The sequence below is a fragment of the Luteolibacter sp. SL250 genome (assembly GCF_026625605.1).
Classification (GTDB): Bacteria; Verrucomicrobiota; Verrucomicrobiia; order Verrucomicrobiales; family Akkermansiaceae; genus Luteolibacter.
On the sequence record NZ_CP113054.1, the window covers coordinates 262,692 to 284,532 of the forward strand.

Annotated in this window: 16 protein-coding genes; 6 read left to right on the forward strand and 10 right to left on the reverse strand. The window is 64.3% G+C overall.

The window, feature by feature from the left end:
• Positions 1–3 precede the first annotated feature (3 nt).
• Positions 4–1,461 (reverse strand): D-alanyl-D-alanine carboxypeptidase/D-alanyl-D-alanine endopeptidase, encoded by a 1,458-nt coding sequence (gene dacB, locus OVA24_RS01250; RefSeq protein WP_267672695.1) that lies wholly within the window; start codon positions 1,459–1,461, stop codon positions 4–6.
• A 249-nt stretch (positions 1,462–1,710) separates the two neighbouring features.
• Here dacB and OVA24_RS01255 point away from each other — a divergent pair, with 249 nt between their 5' ends.
• Complete coding sequence (locus OVA24_RS01255) at positions 1,711–2,478, forward strand: endonuclease/exonuclease/phosphatase family protein (RefSeq protein WP_267672699.1); 768 nt, start codon at positions 1,711–1,713, stop codon at positions 2,476–2,478.
• Here OVA24_RS01255 and OVA24_RS01260 read toward each other — a convergent pair whose 3' ends face one another.
• The 4 genes from OVA24_RS01260 to OVA24_RS01275 all read right to left on the reverse strand — a co-directional run bounded on the left by OVA24_RS01260 (position 2,479) and on the right by OVA24_RS01275 (position 8,309).
• The gene (locus OVA24_RS01260; RefSeq protein WP_267672701.1) at positions 2,479–3,411 is read right to left on the reverse strand and encodes a hypothetical protein; all 933 of its coding nucleotides are present in this window, start codon (positions 3,409–3,411) and stop codon (positions 2,479–2,481) included.
• 86 nt (positions 3,412–3,497) lie between these two features.
• Complete coding sequence (locus OVA24_RS01265) at positions 3,498–4,439, reverse strand: hypothetical protein (RefSeq protein WP_267672702.1); 942 nt, start codon at positions 4,437–4,439, stop codon at positions 3,498–3,500.
• Between the two features lie 205 nt (positions 4,440–4,644).
• Positions 4,645–7,467 carry an alanine--tRNA ligase gene (alaS, locus tag OVA24_RS01270; protein ID WP_267672703.1) on the reverse strand — a complete coding sequence of 941 codons (2,823 nt, stop codon included), beginning with the start codon at positions 7,465–7,467 and terminating at the stop codon, positions 4,645–4,647.
• Positions 7,468–7,583: 116 nt separating this feature from the next.
• The gene (locus tag OVA24_RS01275; protein ID WP_267672705.1) at positions 7,584–8,309 is read right to left on the reverse strand and encodes an RNA polymerase sigma factor; all 726 of its coding nucleotides are present in this window, start codon (positions 8,307–8,309) and stop codon (positions 7,584–7,586) included.
• A gap of 115 nt (positions 8,310–8,424) precedes the next feature.
• Here OVA24_RS01275 and OVA24_RS01280 point away from each other — a divergent pair, with 115 nt between their 5' ends.
• The 4 genes from OVA24_RS01280 to OVA24_RS01295 all read left to right on the forward strand — a co-directional run bounded on the left by OVA24_RS01280 (position 8,425) and on the right by OVA24_RS01295 (position 13,290).
• Entirely contained in the window at positions 8,425–9,015 is a 591-nt protein-coding gene (locus OVA24_RS01280) for a hypothetical protein (protein WP_267672706.1), read from the forward strand.
• Between the two features lie 40 nt (positions 9,016–9,055).
• Positions 9,056–10,057: an OmpA family protein gene (locus OVA24_RS01285; RefSeq protein WP_267672708.1), complete on the forward strand. Its 1,002-nt coding sequence runs from the start codon at positions 9,056–9,058 to the stop codon at positions 10,055–10,057.
• Between the two features lie 33 nt (positions 10,058–10,090).
• Positions 10,091–12,037 carry a serine/threonine-protein kinase gene (locus OVA24_RS01290; RefSeq protein WP_267672709.1) on the forward strand — a complete coding sequence of 649 codons (1,947 nt, stop codon included), beginning with the start codon at positions 10,091–10,093 and terminating at the stop codon, positions 12,035–12,037.
• A gap of 356 nt (positions 12,038–12,393) precedes the next feature.
• Positions 12,394–13,290, forward strand: a complete 897-nt coding sequence (locus tag OVA24_RS01295) for a 3-keto-disaccharide hydrolase (protein WP_267672711.1) — start codon at positions 12,394–12,396, stop codon at positions 13,288–13,290.
• Positions 13,291–13,296: 6 nt separating this feature from the next.
• Here the strand turns inward: OVA24_RS01295 and rseP are convergent, their stop codons facing one another.
• The 5 genes from rseP to OVA24_RS01320 form a co-directional block, all read right to left on the reverse strand.
• Positions 13,297–14,721, reverse strand: a complete 1,425-nt coding sequence (gene rseP / locus OVA24_RS01300; RefSeq protein WP_267672713.1) for an RIP metalloprotease RseP — start codon at positions 14,719–14,721, stop codon at positions 13,297–13,299.
• Positions 14,722–14,879: 158 nt separating this feature from the next.
• Entirely contained in the window at positions 14,880–15,353 is a 474-nt protein-coding gene (locus OVA24_RS01305; RefSeq protein WP_267672715.1) for a hypothetical protein, read from the reverse strand.
• A 12-nt stretch (positions 15,354–15,365) separates the two neighbouring features.
• The gene (floA, locus tag OVA24_RS01310; RefSeq protein ID WP_267672717.1) at positions 15,366–16,391 is read right to left on the reverse strand and encodes a flotillin-like protein FloA; all 1,026 of its coding nucleotides are present in this window, start codon (positions 16,389–16,391) and stop codon (positions 15,366–15,368) included.
• Positions 16,388–16,870: an NfeD family protein gene (locus OVA24_RS01315; protein WP_267672719.1), complete on the reverse strand. Its 483-nt coding sequence runs from the start codon at positions 16,868–16,870 to the stop codon at positions 16,388–16,390. Before OVA24_RS01315 ends, floA begins: the two co-directional genes overlap by 4 nt.
• The gene (locus OVA24_RS01320; protein ID WP_267672720.1) at positions 16,867–18,294 is read right to left on the reverse strand and encodes an NfeD family protein; all 1,428 of its coding nucleotides are present in this window, start codon (positions 18,292–18,294) and stop codon (positions 16,867–16,869) included. The genes OVA24_RS01315 and OVA24_RS01320 overlap by 4 nt, the downstream gene beginning before the upstream one ends.
• A 243-nt stretch (positions 18,295–18,537) precedes the next feature.
• Here OVA24_RS01320 and carB point away from each other — a divergent pair, with 243 nt between their 5' ends.
• On the forward strand, positions 18,538–21,834 hold the full coding sequence (gene carB, locus OVA24_RS01325) for a carbamoyl-phosphate synthase large subunit (RefSeq protein ID WP_267672721.1): 3,297 nt from the start codon (positions 18,538–18,540) through the stop codon (positions 21,832–21,834).
• Positions 21,835–21,841: the final 7 nt, after the last annotated feature.

Below are 21,841 nucleotides of genomic sequence, written 5' to 3' on the forward strand. Positions count from 1 at the left end.
GGGTCACTGCCCGATCGACTCCAGAAGCGACATCCGCAGCTTCCAGAAGTCCACATTGGCCCCCAGGCCGTTCGCCATGAGCGCGAAGGGGTAGGTTTTTCCATCCCGGATGATGAATCCCACCTCGGTCTTCACACCGGACATGGCACCGCGCTTCGCCTTCAGCGTCCCGTCGGAGCTACCGGGCAGGCTCTGGAGATAGCGCGCGCCATCCGGTCCCTTGAGCGCGGCGATGTTCACCCGTGCCAGGTCCACCGGCGTGATCATGGTCGCCCGGGCGAGGCCGCTGCCATCGATCAGGCGCAGGCCGGTGAAACGGACACCGGCTTTCTCCCAATACTCCTTCACCACCTGGGCGGCAGGCGCATCCGCACGGCGGCCCATGGTCAGGAAAAGGCTCTGCGCCTCCAGATTGTCGCTCACCAGCTGCATGTGGTCGATGATCTCCGGCAGCGGCGCGGACAGGTGGGCGGCGAGCGGCACGGTTTCCTCCACGGCGTGCGGCCTTCCGCCGAAGGTGACGCCTCGCTTCACCAGCGCGGCACGGAAGATCTCCTCCGCCAGCTTCGGCGGGTTCGGCACGGAACCCCGGACGGTGAATCCCTTCTCGCCCAGCGGCACGGTCCCCCGCACCTGCACCACTTCCGCATAGGGGGATGAGAAAATGGACACCCCGTCCCCGCTGCCCACCGGACCGGTGGCCACCCGCACGTCCCAGCGGGTCTTGCCCAACGCCGGGATGCTGCCGCCGAACTTCGCCGGCTCCCCTTCCTTCACGCCGGGATCGAACCACAGCGACATGACGTTGTGGTCCACGTTCAGCCCGTAGGCACCGGTGCCGTAGGCGTTGCCGATGTCGCCCCAGTTCCAATGCTCGTTCACCGGCTCCGCCGGAAAAACCGACGCGTCGGATTTCAGCGAGCCTTCCACGCGCTTCAGCCCCTTTTCCGCGAGCTGTGCGGCGAGCACGTCGAGGTCTTCCGCCGAGAGCGTGGGATCACCGCCACCCTTCAGTACGAGATCCCCCGTAGTGGTGCCCGCCGGAGAGATGCCGCCTGCCGCCAGCACCTCCGTGCGGAAGCGGAAATCCGGCCCCAGCAATCCGAACGCCGCGCCCGCCGTCACCGTCTTCAGCGCGGACGCGGGGCAGAGCGCGGTTTCCGCCAGCGGGGAGCCGTAGAGCAGCTTCCCCTCGCCATCGAAGACACAATAGCCGATCAGCGCACCCGCAAGCTCCGGAGCGGAGGACCAGTCTTTGAACGCCTGCTCCAGCGGATTCGCGGGAGGCGGGGTGGGTTCCACTTTTTCCGGAGCGGGTGGCTCCGCCTCCGCCACCAGCGGCGGGGTTTCCTCCACGGGAGGCATGGGATCACGCCTCGCGGACCAATCGTGGAAATACCATCCACCCGCCGCGCCCAGCGCCAACAGCAACAGTCCGCCGAATGCCGATTTCCCGCTCACACCGTGGAGTGTAGTGGTCTAACCCATGACGGCAAACCAGAAGGTGGAACTTGGGGTAGCGGAAGTCGTGAGACTTCCGGCTGGGGGGAGGTCCTCCTGGAACCGGAGCTTTATCCTTCGTGGATGTCTTCCATGCCGATGTTCTTATGAAGAAAGTGGGACAGGAGTGTCCCACCTCCTTACTCCCCGGTCACGCATCCGCCATGTTTCCTGCCTTGCACAATCCGGGGATGACACTGGAATGGCGGGATGGTTCTCCGGAAAGTCGCCGCCGCATTGCTTCTGATGGCTTGCCCCGCCGTGGCGCAGGAAAAGCCGCCCGCCACGCTGAAAGTCCTGTGCTGGAACATCCACCATGGTGTGGGGGTGGACAAGAAGCTGGACCTGGAGCGGATCGCGGCAGTCATCCGGGCACAGGATCCGGACGTCGTCGCGCTGCAGGAGGTGGACCGTGGATGCCGCCGCAGCGCGAACACGGACCAGCCCACGATCCTCGGCGAACTCACCGGCTTGAAATCCGCCTTCGGCGAGGCGATGCCCTATGACGGCGGCTCCTACGGCCAGGCCATCCTTTCAAAGCACCCGATCAAATCCACGGAGGTGATCCGGCTTTCGCAGAACCAGGAACCGAGGATCGGCTTCCGGGCGCAGATCCTGCACCCCGCCGGGCCAGTGACGCTGGTGAGCGTCCACTTCGACTACCGCTCGCTGGAGTCACGGCTGGCAGAGGGCGGGAACCTGTTGAAGGCGCTGGAACCCATCTCCGGACCGCTGGTGGTGGCCGGGGACCTGAATGACGTGCCCGGCTCCGCGACGCTGGCCTTGTTCAAGGCACCCTGGGAAAAGGTGCTGCTGAAAGCTCCGTCCTCATCCTTTCCGGCGCGTGAGCCGGTGAAGGAAATCGACCACATCTTCCAGCGCGGCCTCATCACGACGGAGGAGGCATCGGTGATCGACGAGCGCATCGCGTCCGACCACCGGCCGATCACCGCCGTGCTGAAGTTCCGCGCGGAGTGATCACGGTACCTCGGTGGAGATCCACTCCAGGAAGCCCTCGCTGGAGATGGGCACCACGTGGATGTCGGGGATTTTCCCCAGTTCCTCGACCTTGCCGTTCTTGATCACGTAGTCGGAGCCGGTCATCACGACCCGGTAGAGCGGGGAGCCTCCCTGCTCCGTGCGCCAGATCTCCGTTTCCTGGGAGGCGAACTTGGCCTCCTTCAACGCGGCCGCCGCCTTGCGCGCCAGCTCCAGCGCCTCCGCGCGGTCCGCCGAGGAACCGAGCGACAGATAGACGGGCAGGATCTTCCGGAAAGCGCGGACCTGCGCGGTGACCTCCGGACTGACGGTCATCCACATGGCATCAGAGTCCCCCTCGTTGTCGGCGCGGATCGCCTTGAGAAAAATCGAGTCCCGGAGCTCCAGCCCATCGACCAGGCCCCAGTCGGAAAAGCGGAGGCCCTCCGCCTTCAGATTGGCGATGTAGGGATTCCCCTTCATCAGTTCCAGCCTGCCGTCATAGCGGATGCCGCTGGCGTGGATCTTGAAACGCTTCAGGTCCGCCGGGTCCGTGCGCGTCCCCTGGCCCGGCCAGCGCTCCAGCAGGACGCCCAGCGGTTCCTTCTCATCCTTCGCGTGGATGACGATTTCGACCGGGGCCTTTCCCGGGCCGTCGTATTCGGCGTTGGTGATCTCCTCGCGGTCCAGGATGACGGTCTCCTTGACCATCTCACCGGTGGTCTTCTTCCGCTCGATGAGCTTGGTGGTGGCCTGGACGCGGTAGTAGCTGCCCTTGTTGTCGGTCACGGTCCGCAACACGGCGTAAGTCTCCGACCCGGAACCGAAGAATTTCTCATCCGCACGGATGACCTGCGGCGGCGTGGCCATGGAGGTCCCGGCAAGGCCCAGCAACAGAAACACGCTCCGGCGGAAACAGAAAATCCCAGTCATGCCCATGATGTTAGGACATGACCGGGATCTTATCAAATCAAAGACTTTGAGGCAGGAAAGCAGCCCCGGCGGCGGCTTTCACACCATCACTTCGCATCCGGGGCAATCCATTTGGTGAAGCTGTCTGTGGGGACCGGAGTGAGGCGGGCATCCCTTGTTTGCTCAAATTCGGCCACTTTCTCGTTCCGAATGATTGCGTCGCTCGCAGTGGCGACCACATGGAAGCCTCGTTCGTTGGTTTTGGTGAAGTTCCAGATCGCAACCTCTAACAGATGGGAGTCAGGACCCTCAGGAATGGGTTTCAAGTTGCGCACGATCTCCTGTGCCCCTGCGAGGTCCTTGGCACTGCCAAGGGAGAGGATGGTCGGCGGAAGCAGGCTGAGCTTGTTCACTTGGACCGCAGTCTCAGGGTTCAAGGCCACCCATACCCCATCCGTTGGACCTTCTTTGGCAGTCACATCTCCACGGACCACTTTCAGAATCGTGGCTCCTCCCGCATACCTTCCATCCATCACCTGCCAACCAGGCGCCGGCTGCTCCTCATTTGGTTGTTTTTCAGACTCAACGAGGCCTGCCGGATGGGTCAAAAACACCTGACGGAAGTAAATGCTTCCGCTGATAACCTTGAAGCCTTCGAGGAGTTTTGGGTCCAATTTCACTCCCTGGATGGGCCAGCGTTCCACCATCTCTGTGAGCGAGGCGGTTTCGCCACGCGCCTGGATCACCGTTTCGACCGGAGCCTTTTCCGGACCTGTATAGTTGGCGTCGATGATCGTCCTGCTCTTCAGCACCACGGTTTCGCGGATCGTCTCGTCCGTCTCGATGGACCGTTCGAAGAGCGTGGTCGTCGTCGTGGACGAGTAATATGACCCCTCGTTATCGACTGCCGTGCGCAGGACCGTGTATGACTCCTCGTTGGCACCGAACAACCGCTCATCCAACTGAATGGCACGGGACGGAGTGGCGTGGGAGCTGAGAGACAGGATTGCCAGCCAGGCAACGGTTCTTCCAACTCCATGCAATGACATTGGCGAAACCATCACCGCAATGGGGTGAATCCTTCAATCCGGGATTTCAGTGATTCTGTGAGTGCCTGGATGGCAGCATTCTACTTCCGCTGGCTCTCCGATTTGAAATGAAATCCGAACGTTGATACCGGTGAAAACCTCCGTCGGAGATTCTCATGAATCTCCGAACGGAGGTTGATCTGATGCGGGTGAATCCGCCCGCTTCTCAAACGGCGAACTTGGAAGCCGCGGCGGCCTTCACCTCATCGAGCTTCGAGCGGTCCGGTGCGGCTCCCCGCGCCTGGTCCGGCTTGCCGCCGCCCTTGCCACCGGCGATGCCGGCGAAATCACGGAGCAAGGCGCCCGCGTTCAGGCCCTTTGCCAGCGCGTCCGGCCCACAGTGGACGGCGAGGTGGAGCTTCTCCCCGTCATCGACAATGGCCAGCGCGGGACCGCCGAAATTTTTCTTCTTCAGCCCGTTCTGGAGTTCCTGGAGCAGGGACGCGTCCGACTCGAACGAAACGATGATCGGTTCGCCCTTGGCGATGAGTTCGGCCAGCGCCTCGTCCGCCAGCTTCGCGGCGGCTCCGGCCTGCAGCTTCTTGAACTGCTTCTCCGCCTCGATGGCTGCCTGCTGGGTCTCTTCCAGCGTCTTCTGCGCGGAGGCAAAGGTGGCGTTGATCTGGCCGATGTCCGCGCGCTCGACGAGCATCGCCGCCATGATGGTGGGGAAATCATTCACGGTGACCGGCTCCGCGCCGAGCGAGGCGAGCTTCTCGTTGGCGGCGGCGAGTTTCACCTTCGCCGCCTTGAACTCGGCGTCCCATTTCTCGGTCGCCTCGTTGAGGTAGGCCCATGCGGACTCACCGCAGACCGCCTCGATCCGGCGGACGCCGGACGCGATGGCACCCTCGCTCTTGATCTTGAAAAGGCCGATCTCGTTGGTGTTGCGGACGTGGGTGCCGCCACAGAGTTCCATCGACGGTCCGTTGAGCTGGTTCGGCTCCCCGCCGATCTGGACGACGCGGACGTTCTCGCCGTACTTGTCGCCGAAGAACTGCATGATGTCGGTGCGTCCCTTGATGTCCGCGTGCTTCACCTCCGTCCAGGAAACGGAGAGGCCCTGTTTGATGGCACCGTTGACCATCTCCTCCATCATCGCGATCTGCTGCGGGGAAACGGCGGCGCTGTTGAAGTCAAAGCGCAGGCGGTGCTCGTCCACGGAGGAACCCTGCTGGGAGGCGTCCTTGGAAACGGCCTCATGCAGCGCCCAGTGGAGAAGGTGGGTGGCGGTGTGGTGCGCCTCGATGGGGCGGCGGCGGCTGGTGTCCAGCTTGAGCGTCACGCGGTCCATCACCTTGATGCCGGCGGCGGCGGCCACGATGTGGGCGCGTGCCTTTCCGATCTGCTGCACACCCGTGATGGGGTGCTCATGGCCGAAGGCAACCAGCGTGCCGGTGTCGCCGGACTGGCCGCCCATCTCCGCGTAGAAGACCGTCTTGTCCGTGATGACGAACAGCGCGTCCTCCTGCGGGTGGATCTCCAGCACGGTGGCCTCCACCTCATCGGACTCGAAACCGGAGAACTCCGTGACCGCATCCGTGGAAATGTCGAGCGCGCGGACGACGGTGGTTTTCTGGGCGGCACGGGCGCGTTCGCGTTGCTGCTCCATCAGTTCCTCGAAGCGATCCTTGTCGAGCGAGAGGTTGCGCTCCTGGGCGAGAAGCTCGGTCAGGTCGATGGGGAAACCGAAGGTGTCGTAAAGTTCGAAGGCGATGTCGCCGGAGATGGACTTCGCGTCATCGGCCAGGGCTTCCTCGAAACGCTTGAGGCCGCGGTCCAGCGTCTGGTTGAAGCTGGCCTCTTCCGTTTCCAGGGTCTGGCGGACGGTGTCCTGGCGGTTTTTCAGTTCTGGGAAGACGCCGCCCATTTCCGCGACGAGCGTTTCCACCAACGCGCCGAAGAACGGCTTCTCACCGGAGAAGCCGAGCTGGCGGCCGTAGCGGACCGCGCGACGGAGGATGCGGCGCAGCACGTAGTTCCGGCCGTTGTTGCCGGGCATGATACCGTCGGCGATGGAGAACGAAAGGGTGCGCAGGTGGTCGGCGATGACGCGGAAGGCGATGGCGTCCTTCATCTCCTCGTTGAAGGCGGAGCGGTCCGCACCGAGCGCCGGATAGATGTTGGAGTAGGTCTTGCCGCTCAGTTCCTCCAACTTGCGGAAGATGGGCTGGAAGACGTCCGTGGCGTAGTTGCTGGGCTTCTTCGAGAAATCCGTGAAGCCGTTCGTGTTCTGGATGATGGAGCAGGCGCGCTCGAAGCCCATGCCGGTGTCGATGTGCTTCGCGGGCAGCTCGCGGAAGGTGCCGTCGGCCTCCGCATTGTACTGGATGAAGACGAGGTTCCAGATCTCGATGCAGAGGTCGGAGTCGTTGTTGACGAGGTTGCGCCCGGTGACGGGGTTGCCCTCCGGGGTGAGGTCCACGTGAAGTTCGGAACACGGTCCGCAGGGGCCGGTCTCACCCATCATCCAGAAGTTGTCCTTCACGTTGCCGTGGACGATCTGCACCGCAGGATCGCAGCCCTTGGAGCGGAACAGCTCGGCCCAGATGTCGTAGGCTTCCTGGTCGAAGCTGCCCGGGTCACCCGGCTTCGGCGCGTAGACGGACGCGTAGAGGCGGTGGGCGGGCAGGCCCCAGCGCTCCACAACCAGCTCCCATGCCCAGGCGATGGCTTCCTTCTTGAAGTAGTTCCCGAAAGACCAGTTCCCGAGCATCTCGAAGAACGTGTGGTGGTAGGTGTCATAGCCCACATCCTCCAGGTCGTTGTGCTTGCCGCCGGCGCGGATGCATTTCTGCGTGTCCGCGGCGCGTGGCGGATCATACGGGGCCTTCTCGACGCCGAGGAAGTACGGGACGAACGGGTTCATCCCCGCGTTGGTGAACAGCAGGCCGGGCGACTGCGGGAGCAGCGATGCCGAGGGCACGATGGTGTGCTGTTTCTCACGGAAGAAATCGAGGAAGCTGTTGCGGATCTCGGCGGCGGTCATGGGAAGGGCCGGGGAAGATGGGAAAATCCCCGCGTCGAGTAAAGCCCGGGAAAACGGACCGTGGCTGGGCCATCTTGGCCCAGGCCGTTGCCGGAGCATCCTGCTCCGTCTTCCCCTCACCCCACCAGCACCCGGCGCAGGGCAGCCATTTCCTCCGCGATGGATTCCTCCGTGGGATCTGCCAGGGTGTCCGCCACGGTGACGCGCAGCAGCTCGCCGAACCTCTTCCGCAGCCGGTGGAGGGCGACGCGCAGCGCCTCCGCGCTCAGGCCCAGCTCCCGTGCCACTTCATCCTGGGAAACATTTCCGCCCGCCGGGCTGAGGAGCGGCCGCATGGCGGCGAAGGCCGCGCCCTTTCCCGCCGCCTGCTGTTCCTCCGCCAGCCGTTGCAGGGCGGCCTCCAGGATGGCCATGGCGCAGCTGCGGTCGAACTCGTCCTCCGGGGACGCGCCCTCCTGCTCTGCCTGGAAGCCCTTTTCCGCCTCCAGCGCATCCATCGACTGGATCTCCCGGTCACCACCGCGTTTCAGGGCGCTTTCCTTCCGCCACTCCCCGCGCTGCCAGCGCTGGAGCGCGCCCAACAGGAAGGAGCGCATCTTCCCCGCATCCGCGTCCGGCTTGGAAAAGCCATCCTCAGCCAGCAGGGATGCCAGAAAACCCTGGGCCGCGTCCTGCGCGTCCGCCGGGGACATCCCCCGCCGCCGCAGGAAGGCATAGACGGGCATCCAGTAGAGGCCGCACAGCTCGCCCAGCGCCTTTTCACGGGCTTCCGGACGTCCTTTCACCTGGGCCACGAGGCTCCAGCGGGTATTCGGGAAAGGCGCGTCACTGCGGGGTTCCATGGTCCGCATCCAACCCTGTCCGGCGGGTGGGTTCAATGCGCCGTGAAAATTTTTTGCGAAACCGTGTAACGCCGCCCAACGGACCGCCAGAGAACGGAGCGAAAGGAACAACATCATGAAAACCATCGCACTCATCCTCACCGCCGTCGCCCTCGCCTCCTGCGCCAGTGACTCCGGCCACCACACCTACCACCCCGCCCCCGGCCGCACGGAGCCACCCCGCGTGGACGACCGTGAGCCGATCCGTCCGATCCCAGGCGGCGGCTTCGGCGGCATCTTCCTCGGCGGCGGTCACCGCGACATCGGCACCCTGTCACCCGGCGACCGTGACCGCATCCGTGTGGGTGGCCGCCCCGGTCTCCGTCCGGATGTCTTCGGCGCAGGCCGGGATGACGCTCCGGAGGTCATGCCCTCCGACCCGCCACGCCTCGGCGAACCATCCCGCGCCCCCGGCAGCCGCTTCCTCGACCCGGGCATCGCACGCAGGATCCCGCTGCCATCCCCGGCACCCGCCCTCACCCCTCCTCCGGCCCGCCGCCCCGTCGTCCCGCCCACCATCATCCCGCGCCTGCCCACCCCACGCCCTGCGGAATCCGCCCGCATCACCCCGCTGCCGGACCGCTCCGTGCACATCCCGGCCCGTGTAACGCGCATTACCCCCGGCTCATCGGCACTTCATCTCGACCGTTCCGCGCTTTCCCGGTAATGATTTCACAAGTTTCAAACTCCATAACTCCACCACCACCATGAAAGCCATCCTATCGCTCTTCGCCTGCCTGACCATGGCGGCGTCCGCCATGCCCACCTCCGACGCCGCAGGCGCGAAGGACTACCCCGGCATCCCGCGCTATGAGGGATCCAAGATCCTGACCCAGTCGGAACAGAAGTTCGGCGAGATCCTCCTGCAGACCGGCGGCCTCAGTGCGCCGAACTCCACCGATCCGAAGGAGGTCCGCCCGGTTTCCGGCGCGCTCCACCGCACGACCTACGCCCTGGCCAACACCCCGGACGAACGCCGGACCGTGCTGGAGGTCTTCAAGAACTACGAGCAGGCGCTGAAGGACGCCGGGTTCACCACCATCTGGACCGGTGACCAGGGCGCCATCCGCAACGGCCCGCCCGCCGTCTCCTACTTCCCGGAAGCGGACCGCAAGGAACTGTTCACCGGCATCAAGGAGCGCCGCTACATCGCCGCGGAAAAGGGCGGACTCTTCGCCGTCGTCTTCGTCGCGGAGCGCCAGTGGGACCACACGTTCCGCAAGGCGGACCCGTCGAACTCCTTCAAGGCGGACCTGAAGCTGCCCGCAGGCACCATCATGGTCCAGGCGGACTTCATCAACACCACGCCGATGGAGGACAAGATGGTCCTGGTGAAGGCGGAGGAAATGGAGAACAAGATCTCCGACACCGGCCGCATCGCCCTCTACGGCATCCACTTCGACTTCAACAAGGCGGACCTCAAACCGGAGTCGGAGCCGACCATCGGTGAGATCGTGAAACTGCTGAAGGACAGCCCGTCGCTGAAGCTGCTGGTCGTGGGCCACACGGACAACGTCGGCACCTTTGAGTTCAACCAGGACCTGTCCCAGCGCCGCGCCGCCACCGTGGTGAAGGAGCTGACCACCAAGCACGGCATCGCCGCCGGCCGCCTGTCCGCCCACGGAGCGTCGTTCATCTCCCCCGTGGCCACCAACAAGACCGATGAAGGCAAGGCGCTCAACCGCCGCGTCGAGCTGGTCGAACAGTAACCACCAGCGAACGTCCCGCCCCACCCCACCGCCATGAGACAGGAAGATTCCATCCTCAGCGGCCTCGATCCGGCGGGACTGTTCGATCTCGGTGGAGGCTCCATCCCGGCCACGGACGGCGGCGCCTCCCCCTGGGAACCACCCACCCCCGCCCATCTCGCCGCGCTTTTCCCCCGCTGGGAGATCCTGGGCCTGCTGGGCCGCGGCGGCATGGGCGCGGTCTACCACGCGCGCCAGCCGGACCTGGACCGGGAGATCGCCATCAAGCTGCTGCCCATCGAGTCCAGCGCGGATGAAGCCTTCGTCCAGAGGTTCCAGCGGGAAGCACGGACGCTGGCAAAGCTCCGCCACCCGAACATCGTCGCCCTCCACGAGTTCGGCACCACGCCGGAAGGGCATCCGTTTTTCGTGATGGAGTATGTGGATGGCTCCACGCTGGCGGAAAAGATCGGCAGCCTCACGGTGCCGGAGGCCCTGGAGATCGTCCGCCAGGCGTGCGACGCCCTTTCCCACGCGCACTCGCTGGGCATCGTCCACCGCGACATCAAGCCGTCGAACATCCTGCTGGATACCGCCGGACACATCAAGATCGCGGACTTCGGGCTGGCGAAGTGGGATCAGCAGCATGAGGCGGCGATGACCCTGTCCCGCACCGGCGGCTTCATGGGCACCGCGGAATACGCCGCCCCGGAGCAGGTGAAGGACGCGGCCCATGCGGACCACCGCGCGGACATCTACTCCATCGGCGTGCTGTTCTATGAAATGCTGACGGGCGAGCGCCCGCGCGGCGTGTTCCGCCCGCCCTCCGCGAAGTCCGGCAGCGACCCGCGCCTGGACCCGATGGTGCTGCGTGCCCTGCAGGAAAACCCGGGCGAGCGCTACCAGGCCGCGGCGGAGCTGCGCGAAGAACTGAACCGCCTCCACCGGCGCTCCCACCCGCTGCTGCTGGTCACTGCGGGTCTCTGCGTGCTCCTCACCGCCGCCGTCGCCTTTCTTCTGCTGAAGGATCGCTTCGCTCCGCGGCACGAGCCGGAGAAATTGGCTGTCGCTTCACCTCCGGTTGCCGAAGCTCCGGCCCCTCCCCCTTTGGTGCCAGAGCCCGCCATTTCCGCCGCTCCTGAAACCACCCCACCCGCACCGGAACCGGCCCCTCCTGTCCCCACACCGGAACCTGTCACCGCGCCCGCCGCCCCACAGCCAAAGGTCTTTTCCTTCAACGCAGTCGATCCGCGGTTCTATCCACCGGCCACCTTTCTGGACGCCGGGTGGAAATCCTGCACGCTGACCGCGCAGGGTGGTGCCGTCCTCACCCAAGGAGGGAAGCTGCTGCTGTGGGATGCACGGTGGAAAACCCCGCGTGAGGTCACCCCTCCGGAAACGATCATCCAGCTTTCCTCCACGACGGATCAAGCGTTGGCACTGGGAGAGTCCGGTACGCTCTACCGCTTGGGGGATGCGGATACTCCGGAGACACTCGGCGGTCCGCCCATCTCGCTGCTTGGCACCTGTCCCGACAACAAGATCCTGCCAGTCATCCTCAAAAGCGGTGAGCTATACCTGCTCCCGCTGACGCCGAAATACCCCCCGGTCACGCTCACCGCCCCGCCGGATGTCACCGCGCTCTGCCTCACCTACAGCGGCAAGGTCCACCTGCTGGACAAAGGAGGAAACCTCCACCTTGCCACGAGGGAAAAAACGGAGGTCATCCGTACGGACATCGCCGCGATTGCCGCAGGTGACCAACATGTCGCCCTCCTCTCGAAAACCGGAGCCGTTGAGATCCTGGATGGAAATCCAGCACCCACCGATCTCGGCAAGATCCTGCACATCACGGCGGCACGAAACACCACCATCGCCGTGCAGGAAGACGGACGCGCCGTCATCTTCAACAGCACCGGCGGCAAGGCCCAGCGCTTCCGTCTGGAATCCGGAACCGCCCCTGTCACCACCAGCCCGGCGGGATTGCTGATCGCCCGGTAAGGAGGGACGACATTGCGGCAGAGCCGCTATGTCCGCTTCGCTCCCATTCTTGTCCACCGGCGGCATTGGCGAATAAGAAAAGATTCACCACAAAGACGCAAAGGGCGCAAAGTGAGAAAACGGATCGACTCGAGATTCGCGGGCAGCCTTCTTCTCTTCCTGAAAACACCGTTGCGGAGCGACTGATACGAACAGGAAAACTGAATCATCTGAGTCAAAACACTGAAAACTTCTCCTCCCTTGTTTGCCATTGCAGCCGGTGGACAGGAGCGTCCACCCTCCTTACTGCTCACGGTGTTCGCTCCCGCTTTGAATCTCCTTTCCCGCAACGCGCCGTCCCGCTAGTGAGAGGGATCATGTCCTTCCGTTCCGTTGGAAAAGCATCGTTGGCCATTGCGTTCGTTTCGTCCGGATTTCTCCATGCCGCGGAGCAAGACTGGCGTCCCCTGCTCAACGAAAAGATGGCCGGTTGGGAAGTCTGGCTCGGCAGGCCGCATCCGTCGATCCAGGGACTGCCCGCCGATCTGCCGGCGGATGAGAAAGGGAAGAAACTCCCGCTCGGCCTGGGCAATGACCCGAAGGGCGTCTTCATGATGAAGATGCAGGATGGCGAGCCGGTGCTGCGCATTTCCGGAGAGATCTGGGGCGGGCTGACGACCACGGAGACGTTCACCAGCTACCATCTGCGGACGCAGATCAAGTGGGGTGAGCAGAAGTGGGAGCCACGGCTGGACCGGGTGCGGGACAACGGCATCCTCTACCACTGCACGGGCGAGCACGGCGCGGGCGGCGGCAACTGGAAGAAGAGCCTGGAGTTCCAGGTGCAGGAGGGCGACATGGGTGACTTCTGGCAGGTGGCGGGCACCCGTGCGGACATCCGTGCGGTCCAGGTGGAGAAGGATTTTTTCTACGACCCGAAAGGGGAGGTCCACCGCTTCGGTGAGGCGGAGGTGGAAGGCGTGACAAAGGCCCACGTGGCGCACCTGCGCGGTGACTTCGAGAAGCCGCATGGCGAATGGAACACGCTCGACCTCTACGTGGTCGGCCGGGATGCGGTGCACGTGGTGAACGGCACGGTGGTGCTGGTGCTGCGCAACGCGTCCGCCGTGGACAAGGAGACGAAAAAGGAAACTCCGCTCACCTCAGGACAGATCCAGATCCAGTCGGAGGCGGCGGAGTGTTTCTACCGGCGGATGGAGATCCGTCCGTTGGTGGAGTTCCCCGCGGATCTCAGGAAGGCCGCGGGGCTGTGAGCTGCGTCAGTTGGCGGCGGGGAAGACGATCTCGGAGCGCTTCTTTCCACCGCTGAAGAGGTCGCTGACATCCTTCGAGCTGACGAACAGCATCAGTGAGATGAGGGCCAGGGCGAATGCCGTCTGGACGATCTCGAGGGGCTTCGCTTTCACCGGCCGACCGGCGATCTTTTCCAGGATGGCGAGAACGATGTGCCCGCCGTCCAGCACCGGGAACGGCATCATGTTCAGCACGGCCAGGTTCACGTTGAAAAGAACCATGAAGGCGAGGATGCGCCGCCAGCCGTTGTCGGTCTGCAGCAGCTTGAACTTCATGGTGAAGATGCCGACCGGACCGCTCAGGTGATCCACGCCGATGCTCGACTGCGGGGAGACCACGCTGGAGATCGTGACCCACATCATGTTCAGGCTGTCCTTCACCTGCCTGATGGGTCCGGGATGGACGATGTGGACGTCCACATCACTCCGGCCGCTCCAGGCAACGCCCAGCATGGGGAACTTGTCATTGGGAGGCAGGGGCTTCTTCGGTGTCGCGGTGACCTGGCGGATGGATCCGTCCTTCGCCTTCACGCCGAGTTCTACCGGATTCCAGTTCTTCTCCTTCATGTAGGCGCTGAGCTGCACGGGACTCAGGAGAGGGATGCCGTCATAGGTGACGATTTCCTCGCCTGGCTTGATGCCGACATCCGCGGCGGAACTGTTGGGGGAAACGGCCTCCACAATCGAAGGGGTGGAGGGTGCCATGCCCACCTCCCGCAACGCACGGCGCTGGAAGAATCCGGTTTTCTCGATTTCAAAGCCTGAGCTGAGCTTGAGCGGCTCCGCTTCGCCCGTCCTCCGGACGGTGAACTCGATCTTGTCCCCGCGGCTGAGGATCACGCTTTCGCTGATGGAGTCCAGGGTGCCCGCGAATCCACGCATGGGCACTCCGTTGACTGCCTCGATCACATCTCCGGTGCGGACGCCCGCTTTGTCCGCAGGACCGCCTTTTTCCACATAGCCGATCTCCTTGGTGGTGATGACATCGGCGGGCTTGCCGACCATCCAGACGCCGACCGCCGCCAGCAGCGCGAGCAGCATCGAGAACAGAGGCCCGGCGAAGGCGACGATGATCTTGTCCAGCGGCGAGATGGGGGGAAGCGGCTTCCCTTCGTCGTCGCGGGTCCCCCCTTCGATGGATTCCATCGGAGCCATCTGCGGGAGGGAGACGAAGCCACCGGCCGGGATCCAGCCCAGGCCATACTGCACGCCGTTGATTTCCTTTTTCCAGATCGGCTTGCCGAACCAGATCTGGAAACGGTCGATCTTCAGGCCCCGCCACCTGCCGGCGAGGAAGTGTCCCAGTTCATGGACGAAGATGATGATGTTGAAGCACAGCAGCACCACGAGAATGATGCCGATGGCTTTCAGGGTGGGGTAAAGAATATCCATGGAGGGTGTCAGATGCCACGAAACCTAGCGTCAGAGGACGCAGCGGCAAGTGGATTAAAAATGGGGGCGGAATGGAGCGCGGGCTTCAGCCCGCCCCGGAGAATCCGGAGTTCGCGAAGCCAAGCGGACTGAAGTCCGCGCTCCATCCGGAGATGGATTCACCTCAGCCCCACCGGAGGATCAAGGATCTCCCGCATGACGATGGCGCGGCGGAGTTCCCGGCGGTCGCGGAGGCGTGCCTTGAGGGATGACGGGGAAACCATCGGCTGCGGCGTGGCTTTGGCGGGCTTCCGGGTGGGCTTCGAGACGGCGGTCCGTTCTTTCCTCAGGGCGCTCAGGCGTTCCTGCATCGCGCGCTGGCGGGCCAGCTCGCGCTCATCCGCGGCAGGGTCCGGCACGGCCACCGCCCGCGGGAGCGGCGGCGGCACCATCGGCCGATACGGTGGCGGGACTGGCTGCTGGCGTTCGTCGTAGTCGTATCCGTCGTCGTCCTCCGGACTCCATTGTTCCTGCTGCGGTTGCTGCTGTTCCTCCTTGTTCTTCCTGGCCTCGGAGATTTTTCCGATGACCCACAGCACCGCAGCTCCTGCGAAGATGAGGAACTTGATGTTGTTGGTGATGAACTCTTCCATGACGGAGGGAGGTTATGCGTTCGGGCCGTCTCCCTTGGAAATGCTGCCGCGCATCTGGGTGTCCGCCTTCACGTTCTCCATGCGGAAGTAGTCCATGACGCCGAGGCGTCCGCTGCGGAAGGCTTCGGCCATCGCCAGCGGGACTTCGGCTTCGGCCTCGACGACCTTCGCCTTCATCTCCGCGACGCGGGCGACCATTTCCTGCTCGAGCGCGACGGCGGCGGCGCGGCGGATTTCCGCCTGGGCCTGGGCCATGTTCTTGTTCGCCTCCGCCTGGGCTTCCTGGAGCTGCGCGCCGACGTTCTCGCCGACATCCACGTCCGCGATGTCGATGGAAAGGATCTCGAACGCGGTGCCGACGTCCAGGCCGCGGTGGAGCACCACCTTGGAAATGCTGTCCGGGGACTCGAGCACCTTCTTGTAGCTTTCCGCGGAGCCGATGGTGGTGACGATGCCCTCACCCACCCGGGCGATGATGGTTTCCTCCTTCGCACCGCCGACGAAGCGGTCGAGGTTCGTGCGGACGGTCACCCGCGCGCGCACCTTCACCTGGATGCCGTCCTTCGCCACACCGTCGATGGTGGTGCGTCCACTGGTGGGGTTCGGGCAGTCGATGACCTTCGGGTCCACGGACGTGCGCACGGCCTCCACCACGCTCTTGCCGGAACCTTTCGTGGCCAGGTCGATGGCGCAGGCGCGGTCCCACTCCAGCTCGATGCCCGCCTTTTTCGCGGCGATGAGCGCCTGGCTGGTGGGGATGACGTTGCCACCGGCGAGGAAGTGGGCTTCGAAATCATTGATCGGCACGTCGATGCCGGCCTTCTTCGCGGTGATGCGCGCGTCCACGATCATGCCGTAGGGCACCTGCCGCAGGCGCATGGCGATGAGTTCCGTGAAGCCCACATAGGCGCCTGCCAGCCAGGCACGCAGCCAGACGCTGAAGAACGAGAAGATGATGCCGACGACGATCAGTGCGGCGATACCGGCGATGACGAAGCCGATGATGGTGAAGTCGATGGCGGCGAGGTAGGTGCTCATGGGATGGATGATGGGCGTTGTGTGACGATCAGGCGGAAACTGTCGGCCCCGATGACTTCGAGGGCCGCGCCTGCCGGGGCCTGTCCCGACTGGCAGAAAGCTTCATAGCGCCGTCCGTCGATGCGGACGTAGCCACTGGGCGAAAGCATGGTGAGCGCCTCGGCTGGTTTCCCCACCAGCGCGACGGCGTCTTTTCCGACGGCGGCGGAAACCCCGCTCACCTCCTCCGTGAGGAAGGCGCGGCGGCCGATGGCCGTCCTCGGCAGGATCCGGAACTCGATGAAGAGGGCCAGCGCCCCGACCGCGGTTGCGATCCCCAGCGCGAGGATGCCGCCGCCAGTCCCGTAGTCGATGAAGGCGAGCACGGTCCCGCCGACCATCAGCAGGCCGCCGATGATGCCGAGGATGGCTCCCGGGACGATGACTTCCGTGGCGATGAGGAGGATGCCCACGGCGAACAGCAGGATGATGAGCGTCATGACGGGATCACCTCCACTTCCAGGCTGAATTCCCCGTGCCGGGTGACGATCACCGGAGTGCCCGCCTCCGCATACCCCACCGCCAGTTTTCCTTCATAGCGCCTGCCGCCGATGCTCACCTGGCCGCTTGGCATCAGGGCGGTCACGGCCACGCCGGATTCCCCGACGAGGGAGGCGGAGGATGCGCCACCGCCCGCCAGCAGGGGGCGCGGGCCGCCCGGCTCACCGCCGACGGCGGCATCCAGCACCAGCCTGCCCCATGGCCCGCCGCTCGGCAGGAAGCGCAGCAGCAGGACGAAAATCAGAACCGCCAGACCCACGCCGATCCCCACGCTCACCAGCGGCTGGAGGAAAACATCCGCGGTGAATTCGATGGGCTGGCTGGGCCACAGGTCCGCCATCGACCACACCAGTGAGCCGAGCATGAGCGCCACCCCGGCCACCGCGAAGGCGATGGAACCGGGGAAGAAGAAGATTTCCACCGCCACCAGGATCACCCCGAGCGCGAAGAACAGCATCGGCTCATGGCCGGAAAGCCCCGCCACATAGTGGCCGAGGAACACCACCGCCAGCAGGACGCCGCCCGCGATGCCGAAAAATCCGAAGCCCGGCGTCTTGAACTCGATGAACAGCGCGACCATGCCGATGGCCATCAGCAGCGGCGCGATGCTGGTCAGATATTGCGCCAGCTTTTCCGACCAGGTGACCTCCAGCCGCTTCACTGTCCAGTTGCCCTTCCCATGGAGGCTGTCGAGCAGCCCGTCCATGTTCTCCACGATGCCCGCCGCCAGCAGCGGTGCGGGCGGCTCGCCATATTCCTTCAGCGCCTCCTGGGCGGTCAAGGAAAGCAGTTCGTCCTTCTCCTTGATGACCGTCTCCCCGATCTTGAACTCGGATTTCAGGTCGATCATCGCGGAAATGACCTCCGCCCGGTAGCCCTTGCCGTCGGTCAGGGAGCGGACGCGGGCCTTGAGATAGCTGACCATCTTCGCCTGCATCGTTTCTTCGATGTCCGTACCGTCTCCGCTGACCGGGGCCGCCGCGCCCATCACGCCATTCGGCGCGAAATAGATTTCATCCGTGCCGGCGGAAATGAGCGCCCCGGCGGAGAGGGCCTCGCTGTTGACGTAGGTGACGGTTTTCCCGGGAAACTTTTCCAGCGCCTTCAGCATCTCGAAGGTCACGTCCGACCGGCCGCCGGGCGTGTCCATGTCCAGCACGATGGTCTGGACGCCGTTGTCGATGGCCTCCTTCAGCCCGCGGCGGAGGATATACAGCTCCGGCGGGGCGATCTGCTCCTTCACCGGGATCACGACCACTTTCGCTGGTCCGACGGGCTTCGCCGGTGGCGCCTCATCGGCACGGCCCACCCCCGGCGTCATCGCCAGCAGCAGCGCGCAGAATTTTGGGATCCAGTTCCTCACAGCGGCGAAAATGACGCACTCTCTGTATGGGTGCAACCTGCATTCACCCAACGACTGTTCCAGTCCGGCATGCCTCCGGGCCCTTGCGGAATCAGGCAGGGAAAGACGCCCGGATCCCTTCTGGAACTGAAATCCCCAAAATGAGGTGGCTCTGCCGCCATCCCACCCTTTACAAGCGGGAAAATCCCTGCCACACCCCGTCCAATTTACCCGCCCTGCCGCGCGTCCAACCGTCCCATATCCATGCCCAAAGACACCTCGATCCGGAAAATTCTTGTCATCGGCTCCGGCCCCATCGTCATCGGACAAGGTTGTGAATTCGACTATTCCGGCGTCCAGGCCTGCAAGGCGCTGAAGGAAGAAGGCTATGAAGTGATCCTCGTGAACTCGAATCCGGCGACGATCATGACGGATCCGGAATTCGCGCACCGCACTTACATCGAGCCGATTACGCCGGAAGTCGTCGAAAAGATCATCGCCCGCGAAAAACCGGACGCCCTCCTCCCCACCCTGGGCGGCCAGACGGCGCTCAACACCTCCATGTCCCTCCACAAGGCAGGCGTGCTGGAGAAATACAATGTCCGGATGATCGGCGCGAAGCCGGACGCGATCGACAAGGGCGAAGACCGCCAGCTTTTCAAGGAGGCGATGATCAAGATCGGCCTCGACATGCCGCGCTCCGGCATCGCCCACACGATGGAGGAGGCGAAGAAGGTGGCCGAGGAGATCGGCACCTTCCCGCTCATCATCCGCCCGGCGTTCACCCTCGGCGGCCAGGGCGGCGGCATCGCCTACAACCGCGAGGAGTATGAGGAAATCATCGCCCGCGGCCTCGACCTGTCCCCCGTTTCCGAAGTCCTGATCGATGAATCCCTCCTCGGCTGGAAGGAATACGAGATGGAGGTCATGCGCGACCGCGCCGACAACTGCGTGGTCATTTGTTCGATCGAAAACCTCGACCCGATGGGCGTCCACACCGGCGACTCCATCACCGTCGCACCGATCCAGACTCTCACCGACCGCGAATACCAGATCATGCGGGACGCGTCCTTCGCCGTCATCCGCGAGATCGGCGTGGAGACGGGCGGCTCGAACATCCAGTTCGCCACCTGCCCGAAGACCGGCCGGATGATCGTCATCGAGATGAACCCGCGGGTTTCCCGCTCCTCCGCCCTCGCCTCGAAGGCAACTGGCTTCCCGATCGCCAAGATCGCGGCGAAGCTGGCCGTCGGCTACACGCTGGACGAGCTGCCGAACGACATCACCCGCGAGACCCCGGCCTCCTTCGAGCCGACCATCGACTACGTGGTGACGAAGATCCCGCGCTTCACCTTCGAGAAATTCCCGCTCGCCAACCCGGTCCTCACCACCTCGATGAAGTCGGTGGGTGAGGCGATGTCCATCGGCCGCACCTTCAAGGAGTCGATGCAGAAATGCCTGCGCTCCCTGGAAACGGGCCGCTGGGGCTTCGGCTTCGACAACAAGGACCCGCACGCGCCTTCCAAGGACGAGATCACCCGCAAACTGCAGATCCCGAACGCGGAGCGCATTTTCTGGCTGCAGACCGCCTTCCTCCACGGCTGGTCCATCGACGAGGTCTTCGCCGCCACCCAGATCGATCCATGGTTCCTCGGCCACCTGAAGCAGATCGCCGACGAAGGCGCGCAGCTCGCGGAAATGGACCTCCGCCGCGCGAAGAAGCTCGGTTTCTCCGACCGCCAGATCGCCAAGGCCCGCGCCCATTCGAAGGCCATCCACGACGTCTCCATCCATGGTGAGAAGGACCAGCCTGCCGGTGCGCCGCCTCGTGCGGAGCCGGAGCCAGCCGTCGCCGACATCCCGACCGAGGACACCATCCGCGAGGAGCGGAAGTTCAAGGGCATCATCCCGACCTACCGCCTGGTGGACACCTGCGCGGCGGAGTTCGAGGCCTACACCCCGTATTTCTACTCCACCTACGGTGACGAGAACGAAGCCCGCGACAGCGACAAGAAGCGGATCATCATCCTCGGTGGCGGCCCGAACCGCATCGGCCAGGGCATCGAGTTCGACTACTGCTGCGTCCACGCCGCCTTCGCGCTGAAGGAGCTGGGTTACGAGACCATCATGGTCAACTCCAACCCGGAGACCGTCTCGACCGACTACGACACTTCCGACAAGCTGTTCTTCGAGCCGCTCACGCTGGAAGACGTGCTCAACATCTGCGACCAGGAAAAACCGCACGGCGTCATCGTCCAGTTCGGTGGCCAGACCCCGCTGAACCTCGCTGCGGACCTGGAGCGTCATGGCGTGCCGATCATCGGCACCTCGCCGAAGTCGATCGAGCTGGCGGAGGACCGCAAGTTCTTCTCCGCGCTGCTCGACAAGCTCAACCTCAAGCAGGCCGACGCCGGCACCGCCGTCAACGAGGAGGAAGCCATCGTCATCGCCAACCGCATCGGCTACCCCGTGCTGGTCCGCCCGTCGTTCGTTCTCGGCGGACGCGGCATGATGATCGTCTATAGCGACGCGGAGCTTTCCCGCTACATGCGCGAGGCGGTCATCGCCTCCCCGGAGCGTCCGGTGCTGGTGGACCGCTTCCTCGACAATGCCACCGAGGTGGACGTGGACTGCATTTCCGACGGTGAGACTTCCGTGGTCGGTGCCATCATGCAGCACATCGAGCAGGCCGGCATCCACTCCGGTGACTCCGCCTGCGTCATCCCCGCCTTCTCGCTTTCCGAGGAGATCAAGGCGGAGATCGTCCGCGCCGCGAAGGACCTCGCCCGCGAGCTGAACGTGAAGGGCTTGATGAACATCCAGTTCGCCGTGAAGGATGAGCAGCTCTACGTCATCGAGGTGAACCCGCGTGCCTCACGGACCGTGCCGTTCGTGTCGAAGGCGACCGGCGTTTCGCTGGCGAAGCTGGCCGCGAAGGTCATGGTCGGCCACAAGCTCAAGGACATGGGCTACACGGAGACGATCATCCCGCCGCACTTCAGCGTGAAGGAAGCCGTCTTCCCATGGAACCGCTTCCCCGGCATCGACATCGTGCTCGGCCCGGAAATGAAATCGACCGGCGAGGTCATGGGCATCGACGCCGACTGGGGCATGGCCTACGCCAAGTCGCAGATCAGTGCCTTCAACCCGCTGCCGACCGAGGGCAACGTCTTCCTCTCCGTTTCCGACCGCGACAAGGCCCGCGCCGTCGCCGTGGCGAAGGATCTCGTCGAGCTTGGTTTCACCATCTGCTCCACCGGTGGCACGCACGAGCGCCTCACCGCGGAAGGCATCCCCAGCAAGCGTGTTTACAAGGTCGCGGAGCAGGCCCGCCCGAACGTCATCGACATGATGAAGAACGGCGAGATCCAGTTCATCATCAACACCCCGGCCTCCCACGAGTCCCGTGCCGATGAGATCCTGATCCGCTCCACCGCCATCGCCCAGAAGATCTCCCACGCGACGAACCTCGCCGCCGCGGAGGCCTCCGTGAAGGCCATGCGCTCGCTCAAGAGCAACGAGCTGACCGTGAAGTGCCTCCAGGAGTATCACGTGAAGTGACCTCCGG